The following is a 19,109-nucleotide window of genomic DNA, read 5'->3' on the forward strand; positions in this document are numbered from 1 at the left end:
AATTTTTTTCAGTACATAATCATTAGGTAAAAGTATGGAAAAATAAGTGTTATGAGTTGTATAGTTTTACAGATCTAAATGGATTTGAGGCAAATGTACTTCAGGGCTGGGGCGGCCTTTTCGCCGCTACAAGCCCGCTACAAAGCCGTGCGTTAGAGGGATATGTAAGTAAAGAAGGAGGAAATATGATTGAAATAGTGATCGCTTTTTGTTCAATGGTTGTAGCAATAGTTTCTGTGGTTTTCAAATTTAACTCTAAGAAAAACCTAGATGAAACACAAAAGGAAGTAGAAAAAACTATTGAAGAATTAACTCGTATTAATAGAATTCACGAACGTTCTTTTGATGAAATATCATCACTACTTAAAGATATAGAGGCTTTAAATCAACGAAATATTGATAATAAGTTTAAAAGAATTGATGTAACTTACTCAAAATACCTTCGAACTACCAAAATGCTTCAAAGTATTGGACGTGCGAGTAGGTTAAAGGAAAAACAGCCTGCCTATCAAAAATTATGGATGTTTTTGAACTCAGGCTTAGTAAACTCAACGCTCAAGAATGTAATGTATAACGATGAATCGTCAGACATAGATAAAAATAGCATCGTAGGTATGCTAGTTGGAGAGAAAATTAAAAAAGACACAAAGAGTTATATTTTTATAATGATATCGACAATCATATCCATTGTTTTACCATTACTAACTAATAGTGATGTTAACTTTTGGTTGATATCCTTTTTACTATCTTTATTTTCTCTTTTGGTTCTAAACCAAAAATTATTAGAGTATAGAATTACAAATGGCTTTTACGGTAGTAATCAGTATGAAGCAAGAGAAATAATTGGTTATATTGAACAGCACTCATCTGATGATGACTTTACTGGATTCAATGATAAAAAAACATTCCCAAAAACTCAAAGTAAAAGAAAGGATTGTAGTGGTCTTTTAGGAGGGCTAATCTTATGAAGAATCTAGATGATGTCACATACTTTCTTAAAGTTGCAACGGATATTTTGTTTGTTAAAAATCCTATATCGACTAGTATGGGAGTTTTGTTTGGTATTATATTACATGGTCTTGTCTCTGTATTGTCTCCATTTTTCACGGTTTTTGAACTGATACGGAATTCGACTATAACGGTTTTTCATTTTTTAGCTGTTGGGATCTTTGGTTTCAATATTAAAAACTATGTGAACAGACATAAAGTCAAACCAGAAATAGAAAATGCTATTTTACTGATAGAGCAGCAGCTTTCCCAAGGCAAACTCACAAGGATTGAAGCAAAACAACAGTATAGGTTGTTAATAAGTAAAGCGGTTGAGAATGCTCGTTTTCAAAATGAACAACAGGATATTTCTAGATCTCAGAATTAGCCCTCTAACAATTTGTTTAAGAGTGATTCGCAACGCTTGGTATTTTTGCTATGCGTTGCGTTTAGTGTTTAAGGTGGTATGCAGAAACTTAGGTATAGCCTTGCTCAAACCTTAACAGAGCGTTACCCCATAGATATTATCCGAAATTTACCTTTTACATTCGACGTTCTAACACATTTTTGTCCAACGCAGAGCTAGCAAAAGTGAATAGCTTGGTTATGCCCCAAAGTGAGTTACAATTCAAATTTTACTAATTAAGAGTGCACGGTAAGTTTTGTATTCAAAACAAATGTGTTGTTTGTATTAACTAAAATAAAGCGGTAGCTCACTTAGAATTCAGCAAGGAGCATAATTTCATGAACGGTTTAAAAGATTTATCTCAAATTGAGCAGTTAAAGATCCTCAAATCAATAAGGCTTGGTTGTTCGAGTGAGGCCGAGTTTGAACTGTATGTAAAAACACATTTAGTCGAGCAGAATATTGAAGAAGTTATCCGAAGGATTGATGGTCTTCTCTTGGAGGACGAGTTTCTGCTTCTTTGTAAATTGATGAAAGCCTGCCTTGCAATAAATGGGTTAGAACAGGGGTTTGTGATAAATAATGATTTAAAAGTACCAGACTACTTAGCAGTATTTGACCTTAGCCATAGCGTTTATGATACAAATCGTAATTCAACCAAAACGTCTGCTCTTGTTGAGGTTAAAACAACTCAAAATGATAAAATTAAACTAGGAAAAAACTTTTTAGATAAATATGCAAAATATACCGACTTATACGATTTACCATTGATTATAGCTTCTAGATTTAAGATTAGTGAGCAACAACAATGGTGGATTTTGCAAACTGAAGAGCAATTAACAAAATCCAAACGGATCTCAAACCCTCAACAGATTATCAATGGGGGCATTGGGCATATTCTTCTAAACGACTATTTTTTAATGCCGACCACTAATATAATTATCGATACAGAATTTTCAAAAATACCAAAAACATCGACTGCGTACTCAAAAGAATATGGTTACTTAAAGTCCGTCTCGATAACAATTGATGAAAAGCAACTAACGTTGCCAAGCGAATATCCGATGTTAAATTTATTTCTGGACTGTTTTTCTCAAGAGCATCTAGCAGTTGAGCAAAACAATGAGGGGGTTACTGTTAGAAGAGTGCTCCCCGTACAAGCTCAATTGTTAAGTGATATGCTTCTAAGAGCTAATTTTTCTATGTTAGACGGTAATGGGAATGAATATTCTAATGCAAGTAGGCTATTAGCTTTATTGGAGAATAATAAAGCCTCGGTTATTTACAGAGAGTTTTTTGATGAAGCACTGAGCTTTTTTAATTCAGAATTTCCATTATTTATTAGGTTAGAAATAGGGGATGAAGCTAATAATAAGAAACTTCTACACCATTTCCACAACAAAAAGACCTGAACCAGATGCAAAGACTCTATGATTGCGACATCACAGGTAACTTGCAGTAAGAGATGGCAATAAACCTAGCTCATTTTTGCCCAAATACGAGTTGGGTGAACGTCCGTTATTGTAACGGGATTTAAGATATTAAGTTGCTCTTGAACGGCCGAGATTGGCTTATGCCGCTGTCAGTTTTGATTAAGCCCTAACAATCAAACCTGACAGATAAAGTTAACACTAATTCAGAAAAAGTTGTTCAATTTAGTTTATTTGTCTTCAGGTCTTTCTGCTATTAATATATCAAGGTTACCTTTCAGAGCAGGAATTTCTGTGGCATTTTGTAAAACTCTTTGTAGGAACCTTTTTTGTTCATTAATTGTTTTATTCTTTAATTCTATCTCTGCTTCAAGTTTATTTATTCGCTTAAGTAGATCAACATCGGCCTTAATAATTCCCTTTTTACAATGATGATCTTTAGTGTTTTTTGAACATTTCTTATGTTTGTAAGCTTGATAAATCCCGTTATAACTCTCTAATGTTTGTCTTGATACTTGAATATCAAGATCAATTGAAATTTTTTGAGTTAGATTTTTCCACGTAAGCTTTCCTTCCCAAAGAAGGATCATTCTCTCAATGTTAAACTGTGTTTCATTTGTAATTTTAGCTTTAGCTGGCATTGCAAGTTCTACTTTGATTTATTTTTAAAATTAGTTACACCAAAAGAAGAAAGTAACGCTGTCATTCCTTCGGGGATGGAGCTAATACTAGAAGTTTTATCTGTTAATTGGTTTAAAATATTTTCATCTGAAGAAATTGTTAACTTCACTTCATCTATAACATTTGTTTTAGGGTTTGTTATAAAAATTTTTTTTTCTTCGGTTGATATTCGAGCTATATTTCCATGTAGTCCATTTTTTAAAATTTGAATAAGCTGTTCAAGTAAAGCAACTTCTTTAGTGTGTTTTAAATACCAATCTTTTTTACAAGGAGATTTAAATATATTTTCTTGTTTTGATAATCTGGCAAGTCTTATTGATTGAAATCTAAGGTCATATTCAAGTAATTTTATAGCATCAGTGTCCCCACATATATAGCAAGAGCTTTCACATAAAAAGCAGCCACTTAAAAAATTATTTATATAATTACAAGGTGTAACAGAAAGCTCTTGTACACATATTCCTGTATCAGTAATACTTGCAGGGAGCCCCCCATAAGTCTTTAACTCATCGTTTGTTATAACTCGGATATCAATATGGCTAGCATCGAGATCTAATGTTGTAGTAACTCTATCAGCGTTAGTCTCTTCATTATTATGAATATACTCTAGTGTTTGCTTTATGCTTGTTCTGCCAGACCAAGAGGCTATGACACTTAAGGGAATACCTCCTTTTTCTGCATACGTATTTGCAAAGTGACGTAGTGAATGAAGGCGAAGTTTTTCAGTTTTAAAGCCATACTTATTAAATATATTTGTAGCTGGGTTGTTGTCAGAAAAAGCATTTACGAAAATTGTTTTTACTTTTCTTAATGAAATTATATTCAAAGGGCTACCAGACATTCCATGTACTGAATTAAAATTATGTTTGTTTGGTGCAATACAAAATAAAGCATGTTCAAGGTCGATATATTTTTCAGACTCAACATAGCACTTTGGGAATGTTGGAATATTTTCTTTCTGTAAACGTATAATTTCTTTTTGAAGAGAGCCTATATCAGTAAGGAACTGTATAGTAAGGCGATTTTTGAAGCTTTTAGTAAAATTTTCTGTTTGCAGAAGTCTCTGTATTGAGTATTTTGAAGGGGTTGTTGTATCTACCGCTGACAAGTTAATAACTAGATCACTAAGTAATAGTTTACTAATGTTCTTCTCAATAAGTTGGCTACTCTTAGTCTGACCACGCTTTAAATTCCACTTCCATTGACGTTCAGAAACACCTAATAGAATACTATTATGACATTTAAGTACTTCTACTTTATATTTTATTGGGTAAAAGCCTAATGCATACGCAACCGTAAAAATATTTGGAGGTTGAGAGAAGTCTAACTCTTTGATTCTATTCGGATCTAAAATAAAACCGTTTAAAAGCTGCTTCCATGATTGTTTGGTATTTTTTAAAAAACGAACGTAATAGCGTTCAGGTTGAAAGTATCCATGAAAAAAATTTATAGCTTTTTTTACATGTGGAGCTAAAGCCTTTAAAACATGGTTTTGATTATCTTGGTACCCTTTACTGCCTGGCCAGTCAAGATAATATATAGGCTCTCCACTTTTAGGTTTAATTGACTTTAGTTTTTGATTTTGTAGTAGAGGAATTTCTGAATTAAGCCGACATGGTGAAGCAAGTCCCAATAAAGCAACAGTTATAGGTATTGCATCTACTATATTAATCATACCTTCTTCGTCGAGTTTTCCGTTCTCATCTACATCTTTAAATACCTCATTGAAAATATAGCCAAGAGAAAAAATCATTGATTCTTTGGGCATTTTGAAAACATTTTTATTAGCCCTATCGAATATATCGTCAGCCGCTCTAAGTCTATCACTATGATGCGGCCTTAAGTTACCAGAGATTAAATGGTGTCTTTTGCAAAAGTCCCAAAAAATATTTGATTGTTTACAGTCGTTCCAAAACTTAATAGGTAAGTCATTTAGATTTCGATATTTTTCACTTTCTGTTAGAATCTGTGACGCTACAGTAATTCTTAATTGCTTGCTATTATTAACGATATTTTGCTGTTGTACATCCAACGCATAAACCTTTAGGAGCAATCCGTAATTTTTTGTAAGCAAGTCCGACTCGTAATTTTTTAATTTCCTGAAGTATGAATCATTCTTAGAGCGCCTTTGCCCTTTAACTGCTTTAGTAAATAGGTAACGATGACGAACTCCTGTATCAACATCTAGAATATACCAAACAGGATCATCCCAAGTTGGTTTTGAATGTTCTATAGAAGAAATATTTTTAGGTATTTCATTAGAATATGATTGGAGTAAATCTTGAAGTGCGAGGTGGTATTTATTGAATATATTCATTTGTTCAACTTTGCATTATGAAGTTTCATTTCAATACAAATTGCTATTGTTAGTTTTATATTGGCTATAACCTTATCTAACTTCTCTGTCGAACCAGAATTGGTGTAATTACTACTAAATGTTTTTATAAATTTACGTTTTGCAATAGCTTGTTCTAAAATTGCATTATGATTTGCGTCTAATAGAGGTCTAAAGTTAGGGCACCCATAACATGGTAATGGTCTCGTTAAGTTAGACTTATGATCGCATGCATTGCAGTTAGAAGGTTCTTTCTCTACTCCAAATATATCAATTTCATTTTCTACTGTTGTATCTCCATCAGTTATTGATACCTTTGGGTTAAAAGCATCTCGAAGTAACTGATTAGCGGCGTAGTTAGTATCAATATACTGTCTCTCTTTTAAACTTAATTGCAAATAAGCTCTTGCGCCAGGTTCAGTTACATTAGTTATTTTACAAATTTCAGAGAGAGGATGACCATTTAGAGCTGCATTACAAAGCCAAGTGTGCCTAAGCCTGTTATTTGTTCCAACGACTCTACCAGTGCGTTCAGATAAACCTTTGCCATAACTATTCTCTGCGTTTTTAAAAATATTTTCTGATGCATGAAACAATTGTGATCTTTCGTATAAAATTGAATCAATAAGTACACTATCAGAGAAATCAGCTGTAAAAATTTTAATATCTGGAATTATTGGGCAATGATTTATTAAAGTTTCATATTGAGCAGTACTTAATTGTGCCCCACACTCATTAATAGCTAAGCTTAGGCCTTTACAATAAATCTCCCTGTACTTTAATAATAACGCCGAGAATGACTCTGTTAGAGGTATTGACCATTTTTCAGGGAAAAGACGAAAGTTAAAATCTTGATTGCTTTGTTTGATTTTATAACATCTAACATGAAGTGTTTTAACCCCCGTATTTATTGGCTCACCATTCAAATTTTCATCATTGAATGATATTCCAACAGGTAAAATATCTGACCACTTTAGCATAACTATTTGTCTTGGGCGTCTTGCTAACTGTATAAGTAAACGATAAGCAACCATACTTTTCAGGTTTATGAAATTATTGTTCTTTTCACTCACTTTAGTGTAGTAATGAAGGTCTTCTGGAGGCTGATTTGGAATACTTCTGCACTTTATCCTAAGGTTCTCAAGTATAGAGTCATATTCGTAATCTGTTAGTCTACCTTTTGTCGGATGTAAACCATTAAAGCTTTGTTTATAACTATATTTACAAGCTAGCCTATAGTGCTTATCAAGTAACGTGTGATTCAATTTTAATGATGAGTTTAAAAAACCACTTATAGTTTTTTTTGTCGAGCCTCTTAGTACATGCCATATATTCTCAAATTCAGATATGTCACTACAATCGTTTGGAAAGGCCTGTCTCAAAGAAGCAGTAATCGTAGTGACAGTTGAAGCAGATTTTGTTTCTGCGTAGTAAATCAGAGTATCGAGTAATATATATTTTAGCTTTGAAGTCCTAGGAAAGGATTGAAGCCATGCAATATTAGTTGTACGTCCTTTACCTAAATGTGCTAACTCCCAAGTATTATTAAATGTTTCAACTTTAATACCCGCTTGCGAAATAAACTTCTCTGGTAATTCAGGGATATTAGCCGGCAGCTTGGGTTCACTTTTTGGTTCCATCTATTTTTTCCTGATGTTCTTTCATTAGCTCAATTGCCGACAGTTGCTCATGTTTATCATTATAAACTCGGCCCATCTTTGAGTCAGGTTGCCACCCCATAGCACTTCTTCGCATATCCTCTATGAATTCTGAATCAATCCCTTTATTCATTCCTTTTATACTTAGTTTCTCATTCCACTTATGCCTTAAAGTGTGTGGGTGAATTTTATATCCAAGTTTAGAAGAAACTTTGCACAAAATATAATTAACCATTTCCCTAGTAATTGGAAGCCCCGCTGTTTTGTGAGTATTCTTTTCTGATACAAATAGAAAATCATGAAGAGTAGCTTTATCAAATTTTATTCTTACATGGTGAATATAAAAATGAATTTCTTTCATTAACGTTACACTAATCCCTGCGAAATGTGCTCTCCCACACTTTTTATCAGGTTTATTTAATCTAGTATCAGTAGGATCATCTGGGCTTGAATAAATCTTTATCTTGTTATAATCACCATAAAATTGGCAATCAGAAATTTTTAACTTACAGACCTCACTTCTTCTAATACCAGTTTGTCTCAATATTGATAGAATTAAATAATTGCGTAATCTACATTTTTTAAAAGGATTATCTTTTGAACTAGGTAAAACTATTTCTTTAAATGAATCATAAATTTCATCAGGTATTACAGTTTCAACTAACTCTACACTTGAAACTTTATTAGTATCTTGAGTATAGCTTTCTCGTAATTTTAACTTTGAAATAACCCTATTATATGAATCCTTTAAATTGGGCGGTGCTTGTCGATCACCATGATAGTGTTCATGGATATATACTAAATATTTCCTAAGAGTTCTTATTCTGCCTGTTGTTGTTTCTGTTGATACTTTGTTTTTATTAAATGATGATGCTGAAATTGCATTCCTGATATATTTACTTTCACTATTATCAGGTACTGAAAATAGATTTTTTTGTGAAAACGAATCTTTTTTTAGGCGCATCTCCCCATAGAAATGACTTAATTCACTCGCACTTATATACAAACCAGAGCTAACTCTAAGCTCTAGATCAATTGCTTCTGCGTCAAAATAATTAAGTACGGTTTTGAGTTCATACGCTACACGGAGTTTGGTTGAATATGATGTGTTTAAAAATACATCATATAGAAACGTATTTGCTAGAGGTAAAATAGGAATATCATTTAAGCCAATAAAGGCTATAAAGCGCTTAGATCCAACTTTATATTGACTAACATTCATACTTTACAAAACCAATCATTACTATAAGTGGATTTATAAAATATAGCGTACTTTACAAAAAGAGCAAAAAAGAATCTAAATATTAATGAGTGACTTTAATTTTTTCTTATAGAATAATAAGTTGGAAGAAACAAAAAAAATATTAATAAACACAAAAAAGATATTTAATATAATTTTCCGCCCGATAAGCACACCATGATACGATCACCTTCTTCTATCATGTTAAAATCCATGACAGCTTGACCTGTGAGGCGGCGTAAACGCTTTTGAAGCTTATTTAAGTTGTGTTGAGCTTTGGCTTGAGCAGAATGAGACACTACGCCCCCTTATAAACAGTACGGCAAAATTAATTGCTAAAAATAAAGGGGCGTATTATATGCCATATGTAATATCACAGCTACAGCAAACGTTAACTTTCTGCGAGTGGACTTACATAGCCATCAGGTTTCAATGCAAGTACATCACAATCGAGGCTGTCAATTACATGCTCAGCGGTGTTACCCACTAATGCAGCACTTAAGCCAGTACGTCCAACAGTGCCAATAACCACTAACTCACTATTTAAACGACTTGCAACATCCGGTATCACATCTTCTGGCAATCCCTCTTCAATAAAGCATTGATCAGAGGTTAGGTTAAACTCATTAGCTAGTTGATTGGTTGATTCAATATGATGTTTTTTAACCGATTCATTGTAAAGCCCAGGATTAAATTCTGGGATTTCTATGGCAATATTTACCGGTGTAGCAGGGTAGGCATTGACTAAGTTAAGTTTAGCATTAGCTAGTTCACATAAAAATTGTGCATCTTTAATTATGCGTTTATTAAGTGATAAGTGCTGCTCATTTTCACTGACTGCGTTCACAGCAGCTAAAATATTCCCTTGTGCTGGCCATTGCATATCTTTGACAAATAAAACGGGCGTTGGACACTTTCTGACTAAGTGCCAGTCTGTAGGAGTAAAAATGACCGCTTTAAGCGCACCGTGTTGATGAGTACCTTTGATAACCAAGTCGTATTTATCATTGATAACGGTATTAATTATTGCCTCGTATGGGCGATTATGCCAAATAACTTGCGTATCAATATTAATATTTTGATAAGGAGAGATTAGATCTTTAAGCCATAGCTCGCGATCTTTGAGGACGGCTTGGCGCATTGCTTCACGTTCATCGCCTGATAGCATAGTAGTCATTTCGTAAGAGAAATCATAAACCGTCATAAAGGCGGTAATGCTCGCACCCGATTTTTTGGCTAAATCTATTGAACGCGCGAGGGCATTTTGATCGTCTTTAGTTGGGTCAATAACCGCGATAATACGTTTAATCGTTTCCATTGTGCTACTCCATTCACTTAACAGTTATACATTTAGTGTAACGCAAATACACAACAGTTAAAGGGGGGAGCACTAAGATTATTGTTCTATATCAATTTATTGATTTATTAACGTGGCTTTACAATCGCAGCTGTTTTCGCAAGCGCGTCATTATCTAAAATAGTAATAAACTTGCCTTCTACTTTGATTAAATCTGCTTTTTGAAAACGGCTCAATAAACGGCTAATAGTTTCAACTGTTAAACCGAGGTAGTTGCCAATTTCACCGCGGGTCATGGTAAATCTAAATTCTTTACGTGAAAAACCACGCTCACCAAAACGCTCTGATAAATTATAAATAAAACTCGCTAGGCGTTCTTCGGCAGACTTTTTATTAAGTAATAGCAGCATTTCTTGATCGTAGGTTATTTCACTACTCATTAAACGCATAATTTGTTGGCGAAGCTTAGGCAACTTACCAGCGAGTTCGTCAAGTGTATCAAAGGGGATTTCACATACCATTGAGGTTTCTAGTGCTTGAGAAAAGCTTTGGTGCTGCATTTTATTGATGGCATCAAACCCAACAAGGTCGCCAGCTAAGTGAAAGCCGGTAATTTGTTCATCGCCTTGCTCAGACAAGGTATACGATTTAAACGAACCTGAACGAACCGCAAAAATTGCATTTAAAGGCGCGCCCGATTCAAATAAGTAGTCACCCTTGTGTAATGGTTTTTTTCGCTCAATGATCTCATCAAGTTTATCCATTTCTTGGCCATTTAAAGAAAATGGTAAACATAACTGGCTAATACTGCAATTATTACAGCTAATGGCACAATTACCTTTAGCACGACTTTGAGAAAAATCCATAAGTTCAATCCGTTAAATTTCTATGCACGACATTTTATAATGTTAATGCACTAGCTTATCTGTTGCAATGATCAGGAGGTAGATACCATACCAAATGATAACACTGCCTAATGTTATTCGTGTCCATGGGTGATTAAAAAGCGTATTTAGCTTTTGTGCAGCCATGCCTAAGGTGATCATGGCAGGAAATGTGCCTAGGGCAAATGCCAGCATAACTAAAGCACCATTAATGGCACTGCCACTGGTCATTGCCCAAGTAAGTGCAGAATATACTAAACCGCACGGTAACCAGCCCCATAACGCACCATAACCAAGCGCTTTTAGAGGCGAATCAATGGGCATTAAATACTTATTAAGTTTAATTAAGTGCTGCCAAATGAGGGTTTTACCTAGTTTTTCGAGCCACTGTAAGGTGGCGGCTAGGCGCATAATATAAACGCCAACCAGTAACATAAAAATACCGGCTAAAAATGACAAAAATAATGAAAAGGCAGAATTTTGCGTAGCAAACTGGCTACTAATACCCGCAACAAGGGCTCCTGCTAGCATATAACTTAAAGCTCGACCGCTGTTATAAGCTAGAGAATATAACCACGTTTGACGTTTATTGCTGGCAAGTTGCAATGAGCTGGCAATACCACCACACATAGCAATGCAATGACCACTGCCAATTAAGCCCATTAAAAAAGCGCTAACAAAAATAGGGTCAATCATTACTTTTATTGTGCTGCTCTTTGTCGTCTTCAAACAAAATACTATGGCCTTGCTTGTTTAAATCAGAGAATTGCTCGCCTTTTACTGCCCAAAAAAATACGCCAATAGCAATTAATACAAACAAAATAGCGATAGGAACTAAAATATAAATTATGCTCATAACTTTAATAGCCTTAGTGAATTACATATCACAATAATAGAGCTGGCAGACATACCAATAACGGCCATCCATGGCGCAACTAAGCCCATAGCCGCTAGCGGTAATATAGAGCCATTATATAATAAAGAAAGCGCCAAGTTTTGCTTAATTATATGTCGTGTTTGTTTAGCAATAGTTAACAAATGCGAGATAGAAGCTAAGTCACTGTTTAGCAATACAACATCAGCACTATTTTTAGATATATCGGCACCGGTTTCCATGGCGATAGATAAATGGGCGCTGGCAAATACTGGGCTGTCGTTTACGCCATCACCAACCATAGCAACAATTTCACCTTGCGATGACCAGCGTTCAACTGCGACTTGTTTATCTTTTGGACTGCAGCTTGCAAGTACTGAATCAAGCTTTAATTTTTTAGCGACTTTGGCACCGGCATCAGATGCATCACCAGTTAGCATATGGCAACTAAGGTTAGCCGCTTGTAAAACATTAATGAGCTTATCGGCATCAGCTTTAACTTTATCTACAAAGTAAAAGCGTGTAACAGCCTGCTTGTTTATGTAAAGCGTTGCTTGTGCGTTGGTTTTTTTTGTGTCAAACCAGCCACTTTTACCAATAGCGTAATGGGTATTATCAAACTGAGCGCTTATCCCAATACCTGGATGCAGTTGTACATCGTCAAATTTACGTTGTCCCTTAAACTCCTTAAATGCACTGGCAATAGGATGTTCAGAGTAACTTTCAAGCTGGGCTGCAATATCAAGAATTTGCTCTTTGCTGTAGTTATCATTAAGTATATCTACCACGTCGAGGCTAAATTTACCTTGTGTAAGCGTACCGGTTTTATCAAAAGCAAATAAAGTGAGCTTTGATAGGGTTTCTAGCACATGTGCTTGCTTAATTAGTATACCTTTGCGGGTTAAGGTTGCTACAGCACACGTTAATGCGGTGGGAATTGCTAAGCTTAATGCGCACGGGCAAGTGGCCACTAACACCGATATAGTGATCCAAAAAGCAACATCAGGGTCTACCTGGTACCAACCAATGGCGGTTAGAGAGGCAAACACCAATAATACAGCAACAAACCACTGCGCTACTTTGTCGGTAATTTCAACCAGTCTTGGGCGTTTTGTTAGGGCATTATGTTGCAGGCGAATAATTTGATTAAGTAGGGTGTTTTGGCCTAGTTTATTGATTTTTATTTCAATAATACCATCATGATTCAACGTACCCGCATACACATTATGATCAATATACTTTCGTACTGGTTGATGTTCGCCGGTCATCATAGACTCATCAACACTGGTACTGCCTTTAACCAATATGCCATCAGCAGGAATGGTTTCGCCAGCCTTTATTAACACAATATCGTTAAGTTTGAGTTTTTTGGCGGCAATGATGTGTTCATTACCTTGCTCATCGAGCGTTCGTGCAGTAAGTGGTAACAACTTTTGCAAGTTGGCAGTAAATTCACTGGCTTTTAAACGCGCTCTAAATTCTAAGTATTTACCTAATAACAGTAAAAAGGTAAACATACAAATAGATTCAAAGTAAACTTCGCCTACTTCCATTACTGTGGCATAACAGCTAGCGCCATAAGCACCAAAAATAGCCAATGATACTGGCAAGTCCATATTCAGCTGTTTTGATTTTAAGCCATTAATTGCATTACTTAAAAAGGGCAGGGCGCTGTATAAAATGACTGGAGTGGCTAGAATTAAACTGATCCATCTAAAGTACTGTTCAAAATTGCTATCCATCCCAGAGAACATGCCAAAGTACATTGCAAAGGCAAACATCATCACTTGCATGGTCATCAAACCTGCAACACCAAGACGACGAATATACGCTTTGGCAGTTTGTTGCTTTTGCTGGGCTTCTAAGTCTGATTGGAAGGGGTACGCTTTATAGCCTATTTCAGCCAGCGAGGTGATTAGTTCACTTAAAGGCGTAGCATTTTTGTCCCAGTGGATCATGGCACGATTTGTTGAGGTATTTACATCAACGCGTTTTACCGATTTAAGGTTCAATAATTGCTTTTCAATTAGCCATGCACAGGCGGCGCAGGTTATACCCTCAACACTCAGTAATACCTCAGAGTTGTCGTTATGCGTGCTAATAAACTCATCTTGGATATCTTCATTGTCATAGCTTTTAATAAAAGCGAGCTGTTCAGGGACAAGTTGCTCTACTTTGCCGGCACTTACGGTGCGGTATTTGTAGTAGTCGGTCATTCCTTGGTCAATGATGTTTTGAGCAACCGCTTGACAGCCAATGCAACACATTGGCTCAGCGGTATTGTCTATAATAACGTGTGCGTTAAACCCTGCCGGCACACTTTCAAGACAATGAAAGCAATTTTTAGACATACTAAATACTACTTATAATTAGGAGTAACTAAAACGGTGGCTGTGGTTGGTAAAGTAATACTTTCTTTCATTTTCCAACTAGCATCAACGGGTTCAATAAACACTGAGTAAGCACCAGGCGTGTAGCTTTCTAATAATGCAGTAAACTCTTGATTAGCATTTGGAGTGAGGGTAGCTTCAAAATCATGTGCTTTTATAGTGCGATGAAAAAACGATAATTTTAGCGCGTGAATATTACTGGTATCGCCTTTAGTAAATTTAAAGCTTACTCGCTCATCAGATACATTTAGGTCACCATGTAAATACAAGGCTTTTGCTTTATCAAACTTGATCAGCTCTAAGTTGATTGCTTTGCCTTTTTTATAGTAATCGTCCACAACCATATCTGGGCCGTTACCAATGGCTGTAATAAATAAACTAATGCAGCCAATAATTGCAGCTAATGGAAAGAAGATTAAAAACCAAGGCCAAAAATTTTTATACCACGGAGTCGGTTGCATAGTCGCTCTAAAATTAATTAATGTGCGGCTATATTATAATAAATAGAACGAAAAGACTAAAAAAAAGCCTCCGAGTGGAGGCTTTTTTGATCTGTATTAATCTATTGAAATAAAAAGATTAAAACTGAAACGTTTTGTTAACTTTATCGTTATTTATCTTGCGATAAGCTGTAAACGTAAGCAGTTAATAGGTGAATTTTATCTTCGCCTAAAATCTCTTTCCAAGCAGGCATTACACCAGCACGGCCATGGTTAAGTGTTTCTTCAACTGCACGTTGAGAACCACCGTATAACCAAATGTTATCAGTTAGATTTGGTGCACCAAACGGTAAGTTGTGCGCTACTGAACCTTTACCATCTGCACCATGACATGCTGCACACATCGCGAATTTCGCTTTACCTGCATCGGCATCTTTTTGGTTTACAGTACGACCAGATAGGCTAAGTACATAAGCTGTCATTTCTTTAACGCCTTGCTCACCTAATGCATCACCCCAAGGTGGCATTGCTGCAACACGGCCTAAAAGTAATGTTTCTCTGATTTTGTCAGGTGTACCACCGTATAACCAATCTTTATCTGTTAGGTTAGGGAAGCCTGTACCACCTCGAGCATCAGAGCCATGACATTGCGCACAGTTTTGAGCAAATAAGCGCTGACCAATTTCAACCGCTAGTTGACCTTGCGTTTGCTCATGTTTAGTACCGTTCTCTAGTGCTACTTGTTGTGCTGCATCACCAGCAAACTTAGACTCTACTAAATCAGTAACAGGGATTTGTGCCAATTCATTGAAAATTGGGCCAAAACGCTCTTCAGCAGCGCGATATTCTGCATCTAGCTTTACAAAGCGGCCATCTTCTTTAGCATCAATGACTGCTTCTTTCGATTCAGTTAAAGAAGTAACACCTTGGTTTGAGCTGGTCCACTTTGCTAAGCCTTCCCAGTTACCTAAACCCGGGTAAGCTGCTAAGTAATAAACAGACCATACAAACGTTGCGAAGAACATGTAAGTCCACCATTTTGGTAGTGGATTGTTTAATTCTTCAATGCCGTCAAACTCATGTCCACAGCTTTCACCTTCTTTTACACCTACATAGTTTTTTAAGTTCCAAACTAGTAGACCAAAGATAATGATTAAGCATGCAAGGGTTAATACAATAACCCATATACTCCAAAAGCTAGTCATTTCTCAGACCCCTTTTCCTCGTTAGAGAGTGTATTGTTGTGTTTTTTTTCATCTTCAAATATGACATTAGCAGCGTCTTTAAAACGACTTTTACTACGCTTGCTATATGCCCATCCAACAATCACAATAAATAATACTAAAATTACCAGAGTCAAAATGCCTCTGTATGTCCCGTAGTCCATAATAATCTACTTCAAATGTGTGCCAAGTTGTTGCAAATAAGCAATAAGGGCTTGCATTTCTGTTGCACCTTTACCGTCATTCATTGCGTCAACTTTAGCAATGTCAGCGATTAATTCCTCGTCACTGCCATAACCTAAACCCGGGTGTTTTGGGTTTTCTGGGTTAATAGCAAACGTGTCACGGAAAATTTGTAGCTTTTTCAGAGTTAAGCTTGTATCAAGCGTGTTCTCTGCTAACCAAGGGAAGCCTGGCATATTCGACTCAGGAACCACTGCACGAGGGTCAACTAAGTGCGCATAATGCCAGTCGTCTGAGTAACGTTTACCTACACGGGCTAAGTCAGGACCAGTACGTTTAGAGCCCCACAGGAATGGGTGATCCCATACTGATTCACCCGCAACCGAGTAATGACCATAGCGCTCAACTTCATCACGAAATGGACGAATCATCTGTGAGTGACAGTTAGCGCAACCTTCACGCACATAAATATCACGACCTTCAAACTCTAGCGCATTTAACGGGCGTAACCCATCAACTGGTTTAGTTGTGTCGTCTTGGAACATTAGCGGAGTAATTTCTACCAATGCACCAAAGCTGATTGCGAAAACAGTCAAGATGGCCATAAGGCCGATATTTTTCTCGATAATTTCGTGTTTATTTTGCGAATTTTTATTGCTCATTATCTGACTCCGTTATGCTAACTGCGCTTGTTCATCAAGTTCTAGCGAGTTATTTTTCGCTGAAACTGTACGATAAACGTTATAAGCCATAACCAGCATACCTGTAACGATGAATACACCGCCTAAGAAACGCATAACATAGAAAGGATGAGAGGCTTCTAACGACTGAACAAAGCTGTACATTAATGTACCGTCAGAGTTAACTGCACGCCACATTAGGCCTTGCATTACACCTGAAATCCACATTGCAACAATGTATAAAACAACACCCACAGTGTGTAACCAGAAGTGTGTATTGATTAATTTAATGCTGTACATACGACCTTGCGAGAATAACGCAGGAATAAGGTGGTAGATAGCACCGATAGAAATCATTGCAACCCAACCTAATGCACCTGAGTGTACGTGACCTACAGTCCAATCTGTGTAGTGCGATAACGCATTTACAGATTTAATTGCCATCATTGGGCCTTCAAATGTCGACATACCGTAGAAAGACAATGAAACAACTAAGAAACGAAGTACCGGGTCAGTACGTAGCTTATGCCATGCACCTGAAAGCGTCATAATACCGTTGATCATACCACCCCAAGACGGTACAAATAAGATAATAGACATCACCATACCTAAGCTTTGCGTCCAATCAGGAAGCGCAGTGTAGTGAAGGTGGTGAGGGCCTGCCCAAATGTAAAGCGAGATAAGTGCCCAGAAGTGAACAACCGATAAACGGTATGAGTAAACTGGACGACCTGCTTGCTTTGGTACAAAGTAATACATCATACCTAAGAAACCAGCAGTAAGAAGGAAACCTACAGCGTTGTGTCCGTACCACCACTGAACCATTGCATCAACCGCACCGGCGTAAATTGAGTATGATTTAGTTAGTGAGACAGGAACAGCCATGCTGTTAACAATATGAAGTACTGCAACAGTAATAATGAAACCAGCATAGAACCAGTTAGCTACATAAATATGAGCCACTTTACGTTTAGCAATAGTGCCCATAAATACAACAGCGTACGTTACCCAAACAACAGCAATTAAGATATCGATAGGCCACTCAAGTTCTGCATACTCTTTAGAACTTGAAATACCCATAGGTAGAGTAATTGCTGCTAGAACAATCACTAACTGCCAACCCCAAAAGGTGAAGGCGGCTAATTTATCTGAAAGAAGGCGCGTTTGACATGTGCGTTGTACGACGTAATAAGACGTCGCAAAAAGAGCACTTGTACCAAATGCGAAAATTACTGCGTTCGTGTGTAACGGACGAAGTCGAGAGTAAGTTAACCATGGTGTGTCAAAGTTAAGTGCTGGCCAAGCTAGTTGGGCAGCAATCAGAACCCCAATACCCATGCCAACGATGCCCCAAATCACTGTCATAATAGCGAATTGGCGTACAACTTTATAATTGTACTCAGTTTGTGATGCTACTGTTTGGCTCATTTTCTGGCTTCCGCTGCAATAAATGCGTTTAGAAATGAATTACCTACTTGTTAAAGTAGGACCTACTATTATTCCAAAGTATACTATCCAAACCCCACAATATGTGGTTGTTAAAGATAATAATCTCAAGAAATACTTGTTTTTTTTGCGGTTGAAATGATAAATTTTTTGGCCTTAAAAAGATAGGTCAATTGCGTAATAATATGACATCAATCAAACTTTATTGAGTTGCTGTCTATTTTTTGAGGTGATTTGTACCTTACTCACTCATTAAAGCCGATAATCAACCAACTTGCCCTAAATGTTGGGCCCATACATTAGATATTTGAGAACCTGCATGTATATATATAGAGTATGCTTACTTTCTTTTCTATTATTTTTACTAGGTTGTGACTTTTCTGGATCAACATCAACATCAACATCAACAGCAAAAGTAAGCCAATCGCAAACCGAGTGTAAAAATAACAAACCATGTCATTTTGAAAATCAAGTTAAGGTTTGGTTAAGCGAAGAAATCTTATCACCAGAGACACCGTTTTCAATTTATGCTCACTTACCTAATGATCTAACAATAACAGCGGCTAAATTGGAGGGAGTAACTATGTATATGGGTTACATTCCATTGCAGTTTACCGAGCAAAGGAATATTTGGTTGGCCGATACTATGGTTGGGATTTGCTCAGAGCAAAATATGGTGTGGAAGCTTGTACTTACTACTAGCAATAAAAATACTGGCATAAGTAGTAATGTTGATTACTATTTTAGCGTCACTTATTGAAAGTTTTTACTATAGTGTGGTTTTTCAACTACGCTATTTCCGTATAACTCTAGTGGCAAAGCCCATTGTCCTTTACCTCACATGTAGTAGTTACCTGAAACTGAAGCACGTCTGTTAGTGTAAGTATTTTAACTTAATAAATAAGTATCCCTTTTACACATCTACTTGCTTTAAAGATTATAGCCATCCTTTATT

The 19,109-nt window shown here is 36.4% G+C and carries 18 protein-coding genes and 1 pseudogene; 4 read left to right on the top strand and 15 right to left on the bottom strand.

What is annotated here, in order from left to right:
• Window positions 1-56 precede the first annotated feature (56 nt).
• From CWB75_RS13120 to CWB75_RS13135, 3 genes are all read left to right on the top strand, one after another.
• Window positions 57-968, top strand: coding sequence for a hypothetical protein (locus CWB75_RS13120; protein ID WP_138570889.1), 912 nt, complete (start codon window positions 57-59; stop codon window positions 966-968).
• Complete coding sequence (locus CWB75_RS13125) at window positions 965-1,375, top strand: hypothetical protein (protein ID WP_138570890.1); 411 nt, start codon at window positions 965-967, stop codon at window positions 1,373-1,375. The genes CWB75_RS13120 and CWB75_RS13125 overlap by 4 nt, the downstream gene beginning before the upstream one ends.
• 356 nt (window positions 1,376-1,731) lie before the next feature.
• Window positions 1,732-2,805: a hypothetical protein gene (locus CWB75_RS13135; protein WP_006792233.1), complete on the top strand. Its 1,074-nt coding sequence runs from the start codon at window positions 1,732-1,734 to the stop codon at window positions 2,803-2,805.
• 248 nt (window positions 2,806-3,053) lie between these two features.
• Here CWB75_RS13135 and CWB75_RS13140 read toward each other — a convergent pair whose 3' ends face one another.
• The 15 genes and pseudogenes from CWB75_RS13140 to ccoN all read right to left on the bottom strand — a co-directional run bounded on the left by CWB75_RS13140 (window position 3,054) and on the right by ccoN (window position 18,136).
• Window positions 3,054-3,464: a hypothetical protein gene (locus tag CWB75_RS13140; protein WP_138570892.1), complete on the bottom strand. Its 411-nt coding sequence runs from the start codon at window positions 3,462-3,464 to the stop codon at window positions 3,054-3,056.
• Window positions 3,465-3,472: 8 nt separating this feature from the next.
• Entirely contained in the window at window positions 3,473-5,821 is a 2,349-nt protein-coding gene (locus CWB75_RS13145; protein ID WP_138570893.1) for a hypothetical protein, read from the bottom strand.
• Window positions 5,818-7,479 carry a hypothetical protein gene (locus CWB75_RS13150; RefSeq protein WP_138570894.1) on the bottom strand — a complete coding sequence of 554 codons (1,662 nt, stop codon included), beginning with the start codon at window positions 7,477-7,479 and terminating at the stop codon, window positions 5,818-5,820. Before CWB75_RS13150 ends, CWB75_RS13145 begins: the two co-directional genes overlap by 4 nt.
• Window positions 7,463-8,719, bottom strand: coding sequence for a site-specific integrase (locus tag CWB75_RS13155; RefSeq protein WP_138570895.1), 1,257 nt, complete (start codon window positions 8,717-8,719; stop codon window positions 7,463-7,465). Before CWB75_RS13155 ends, CWB75_RS13150 begins: the two co-directional genes overlap by 17 nt.
• A 173-nt stretch (window positions 8,720-8,892) precedes the next feature.
• Window positions 8,893-9,036 (bottom strand): annotated as a pseudogene (locus tag CWB75_RS13160) (tRNA 2-thiocytidine(32) synthetase TtcA); the annotation flags it as partial.
• 92 nt (window positions 9,037-9,128) lie between these two features.
• Window positions 9,129-10,055, bottom strand: coding sequence for a universal stress protein UspE (gene uspE, locus CWB75_RS13165; RefSeq protein ID WP_138570896.1), 927 nt, complete (start codon window positions 10,053-10,055; stop codon window positions 9,129-9,131).
• A 107-nt stretch (window positions 10,056-10,162) separates the two neighbouring features.
• A complete protein-coding gene (locus CWB75_RS13170) occupies window positions 10,163-10,900 on the bottom strand; it encodes an FNR family transcription factor (protein WP_010389589.1) in 738 nt (245 codons plus the stop codon).
• Window positions 10,901-10,942: 42 nt separating this feature from the next.
• Window positions 10,943-11,614: a sulfite exporter TauE/SafE family protein gene (locus CWB75_RS13175; protein WP_138570897.1), complete on the bottom strand. Its 672-nt coding sequence runs from the start codon at window positions 11,612-11,614 to the stop codon at window positions 10,943-10,945.
• Complete coding sequence (gene ccoS / locus CWB75_RS13180) at window positions 11,607-11,774, bottom strand: cbb3-type cytochrome oxidase assembly protein CcoS (protein ID WP_008109812.1); 168 nt, start codon at window positions 11,772-11,774, stop codon at window positions 11,607-11,609. Before ccoS ends, CWB75_RS13175 begins: the two co-directional genes overlap by 8 nt.
• Window positions 11,771-14,143: a heavy metal translocating P-type ATPase gene (locus CWB75_RS13185; protein ID WP_138570898.1), complete on the bottom strand. Its 2,373-nt coding sequence runs from the start codon at window positions 14,141-14,143 to the stop codon at window positions 11,771-11,773. The genes ccoS and CWB75_RS13185 overlap by 4 nt, the downstream gene beginning before the upstream one ends.
• Window positions 14,144-14,151: 8 nt before the next feature.
• Window positions 14,152-14,643 carry a FixH family protein gene (locus tag CWB75_RS13190; protein WP_010389596.1) on the bottom strand — a complete coding sequence of 164 codons (492 nt, stop codon included), beginning with the start codon at window positions 14,641-14,643 and terminating at the stop codon, window positions 14,152-14,154.
• Between the two features lie 149 nt (window positions 14,644-14,792).
• Window positions 14,793-15,827, bottom strand: a complete 1,035-nt coding sequence (gene ccoP, locus CWB75_RS13195) for a cytochrome-c oxidase, cbb3-type subunit III (RefSeq protein ID WP_010389597.1) — start codon at window positions 15,825-15,827, stop codon at window positions 14,793-14,795.
• A complete protein-coding gene (locus tag CWB75_RS13200) occupies window positions 15,824-16,009 on the bottom strand; it encodes a cbb3-type cytochrome oxidase subunit 3 (RefSeq protein WP_010389598.1) in 186 nt (61 codons plus the stop codon). Before CWB75_RS13200 ends, ccoP begins: the two co-directional genes overlap by 4 nt.
• Before the next feature lie 6 nt (window positions 16,010-16,015).
• A complete protein-coding gene (ccoO, locus tag CWB75_RS13205; RefSeq protein ID WP_008109817.1) occupies window positions 16,016-16,690 on the bottom strand; it encodes a cytochrome-c oxidase, cbb3-type subunit II in 675 nt (224 codons plus the stop codon).
• Window positions 16,691-16,702: 12 nt separating this feature from the next.
• The gene (ccoN, locus tag CWB75_RS13210) at window positions 16,703-18,136 is read right to left on the bottom strand and encodes a cytochrome-c oxidase, cbb3-type subunit I (RefSeq protein WP_010389600.1); all 1,434 of its coding nucleotides are present in this window, start codon (window positions 18,134-18,136) and stop codon (window positions 16,703-16,705) included.
• Window positions 18,137-18,473: 337 nt separating this feature from the next.
• On the opposite strand from ccoN, the gene CWB75_RS13215 reads away from it, so the two are divergent.
• The gene (locus tag CWB75_RS13215; protein ID WP_138570899.1) at window positions 18,474-18,914 is read left to right on the top strand and encodes a hypothetical protein; all 441 of its coding nucleotides are present in this window, start codon (window positions 18,474-18,476) and stop codon (window positions 18,912-18,914) included.
• The last annotated feature ends 195 nt before the right edge of the window (window positions 18,915-19,109 follow it).

The sequence above is a fragment of the Pseudoalteromonas sp. S1608 genome (genome assembly GCF_005887265.1).
GTDB classification, from domain to species: Bacteria; Pseudomonadota; Gammaproteobacteria; order Enterobacterales; family Alteromonadaceae; genus Pseudoalteromonas; species Pseudoalteromonas undina.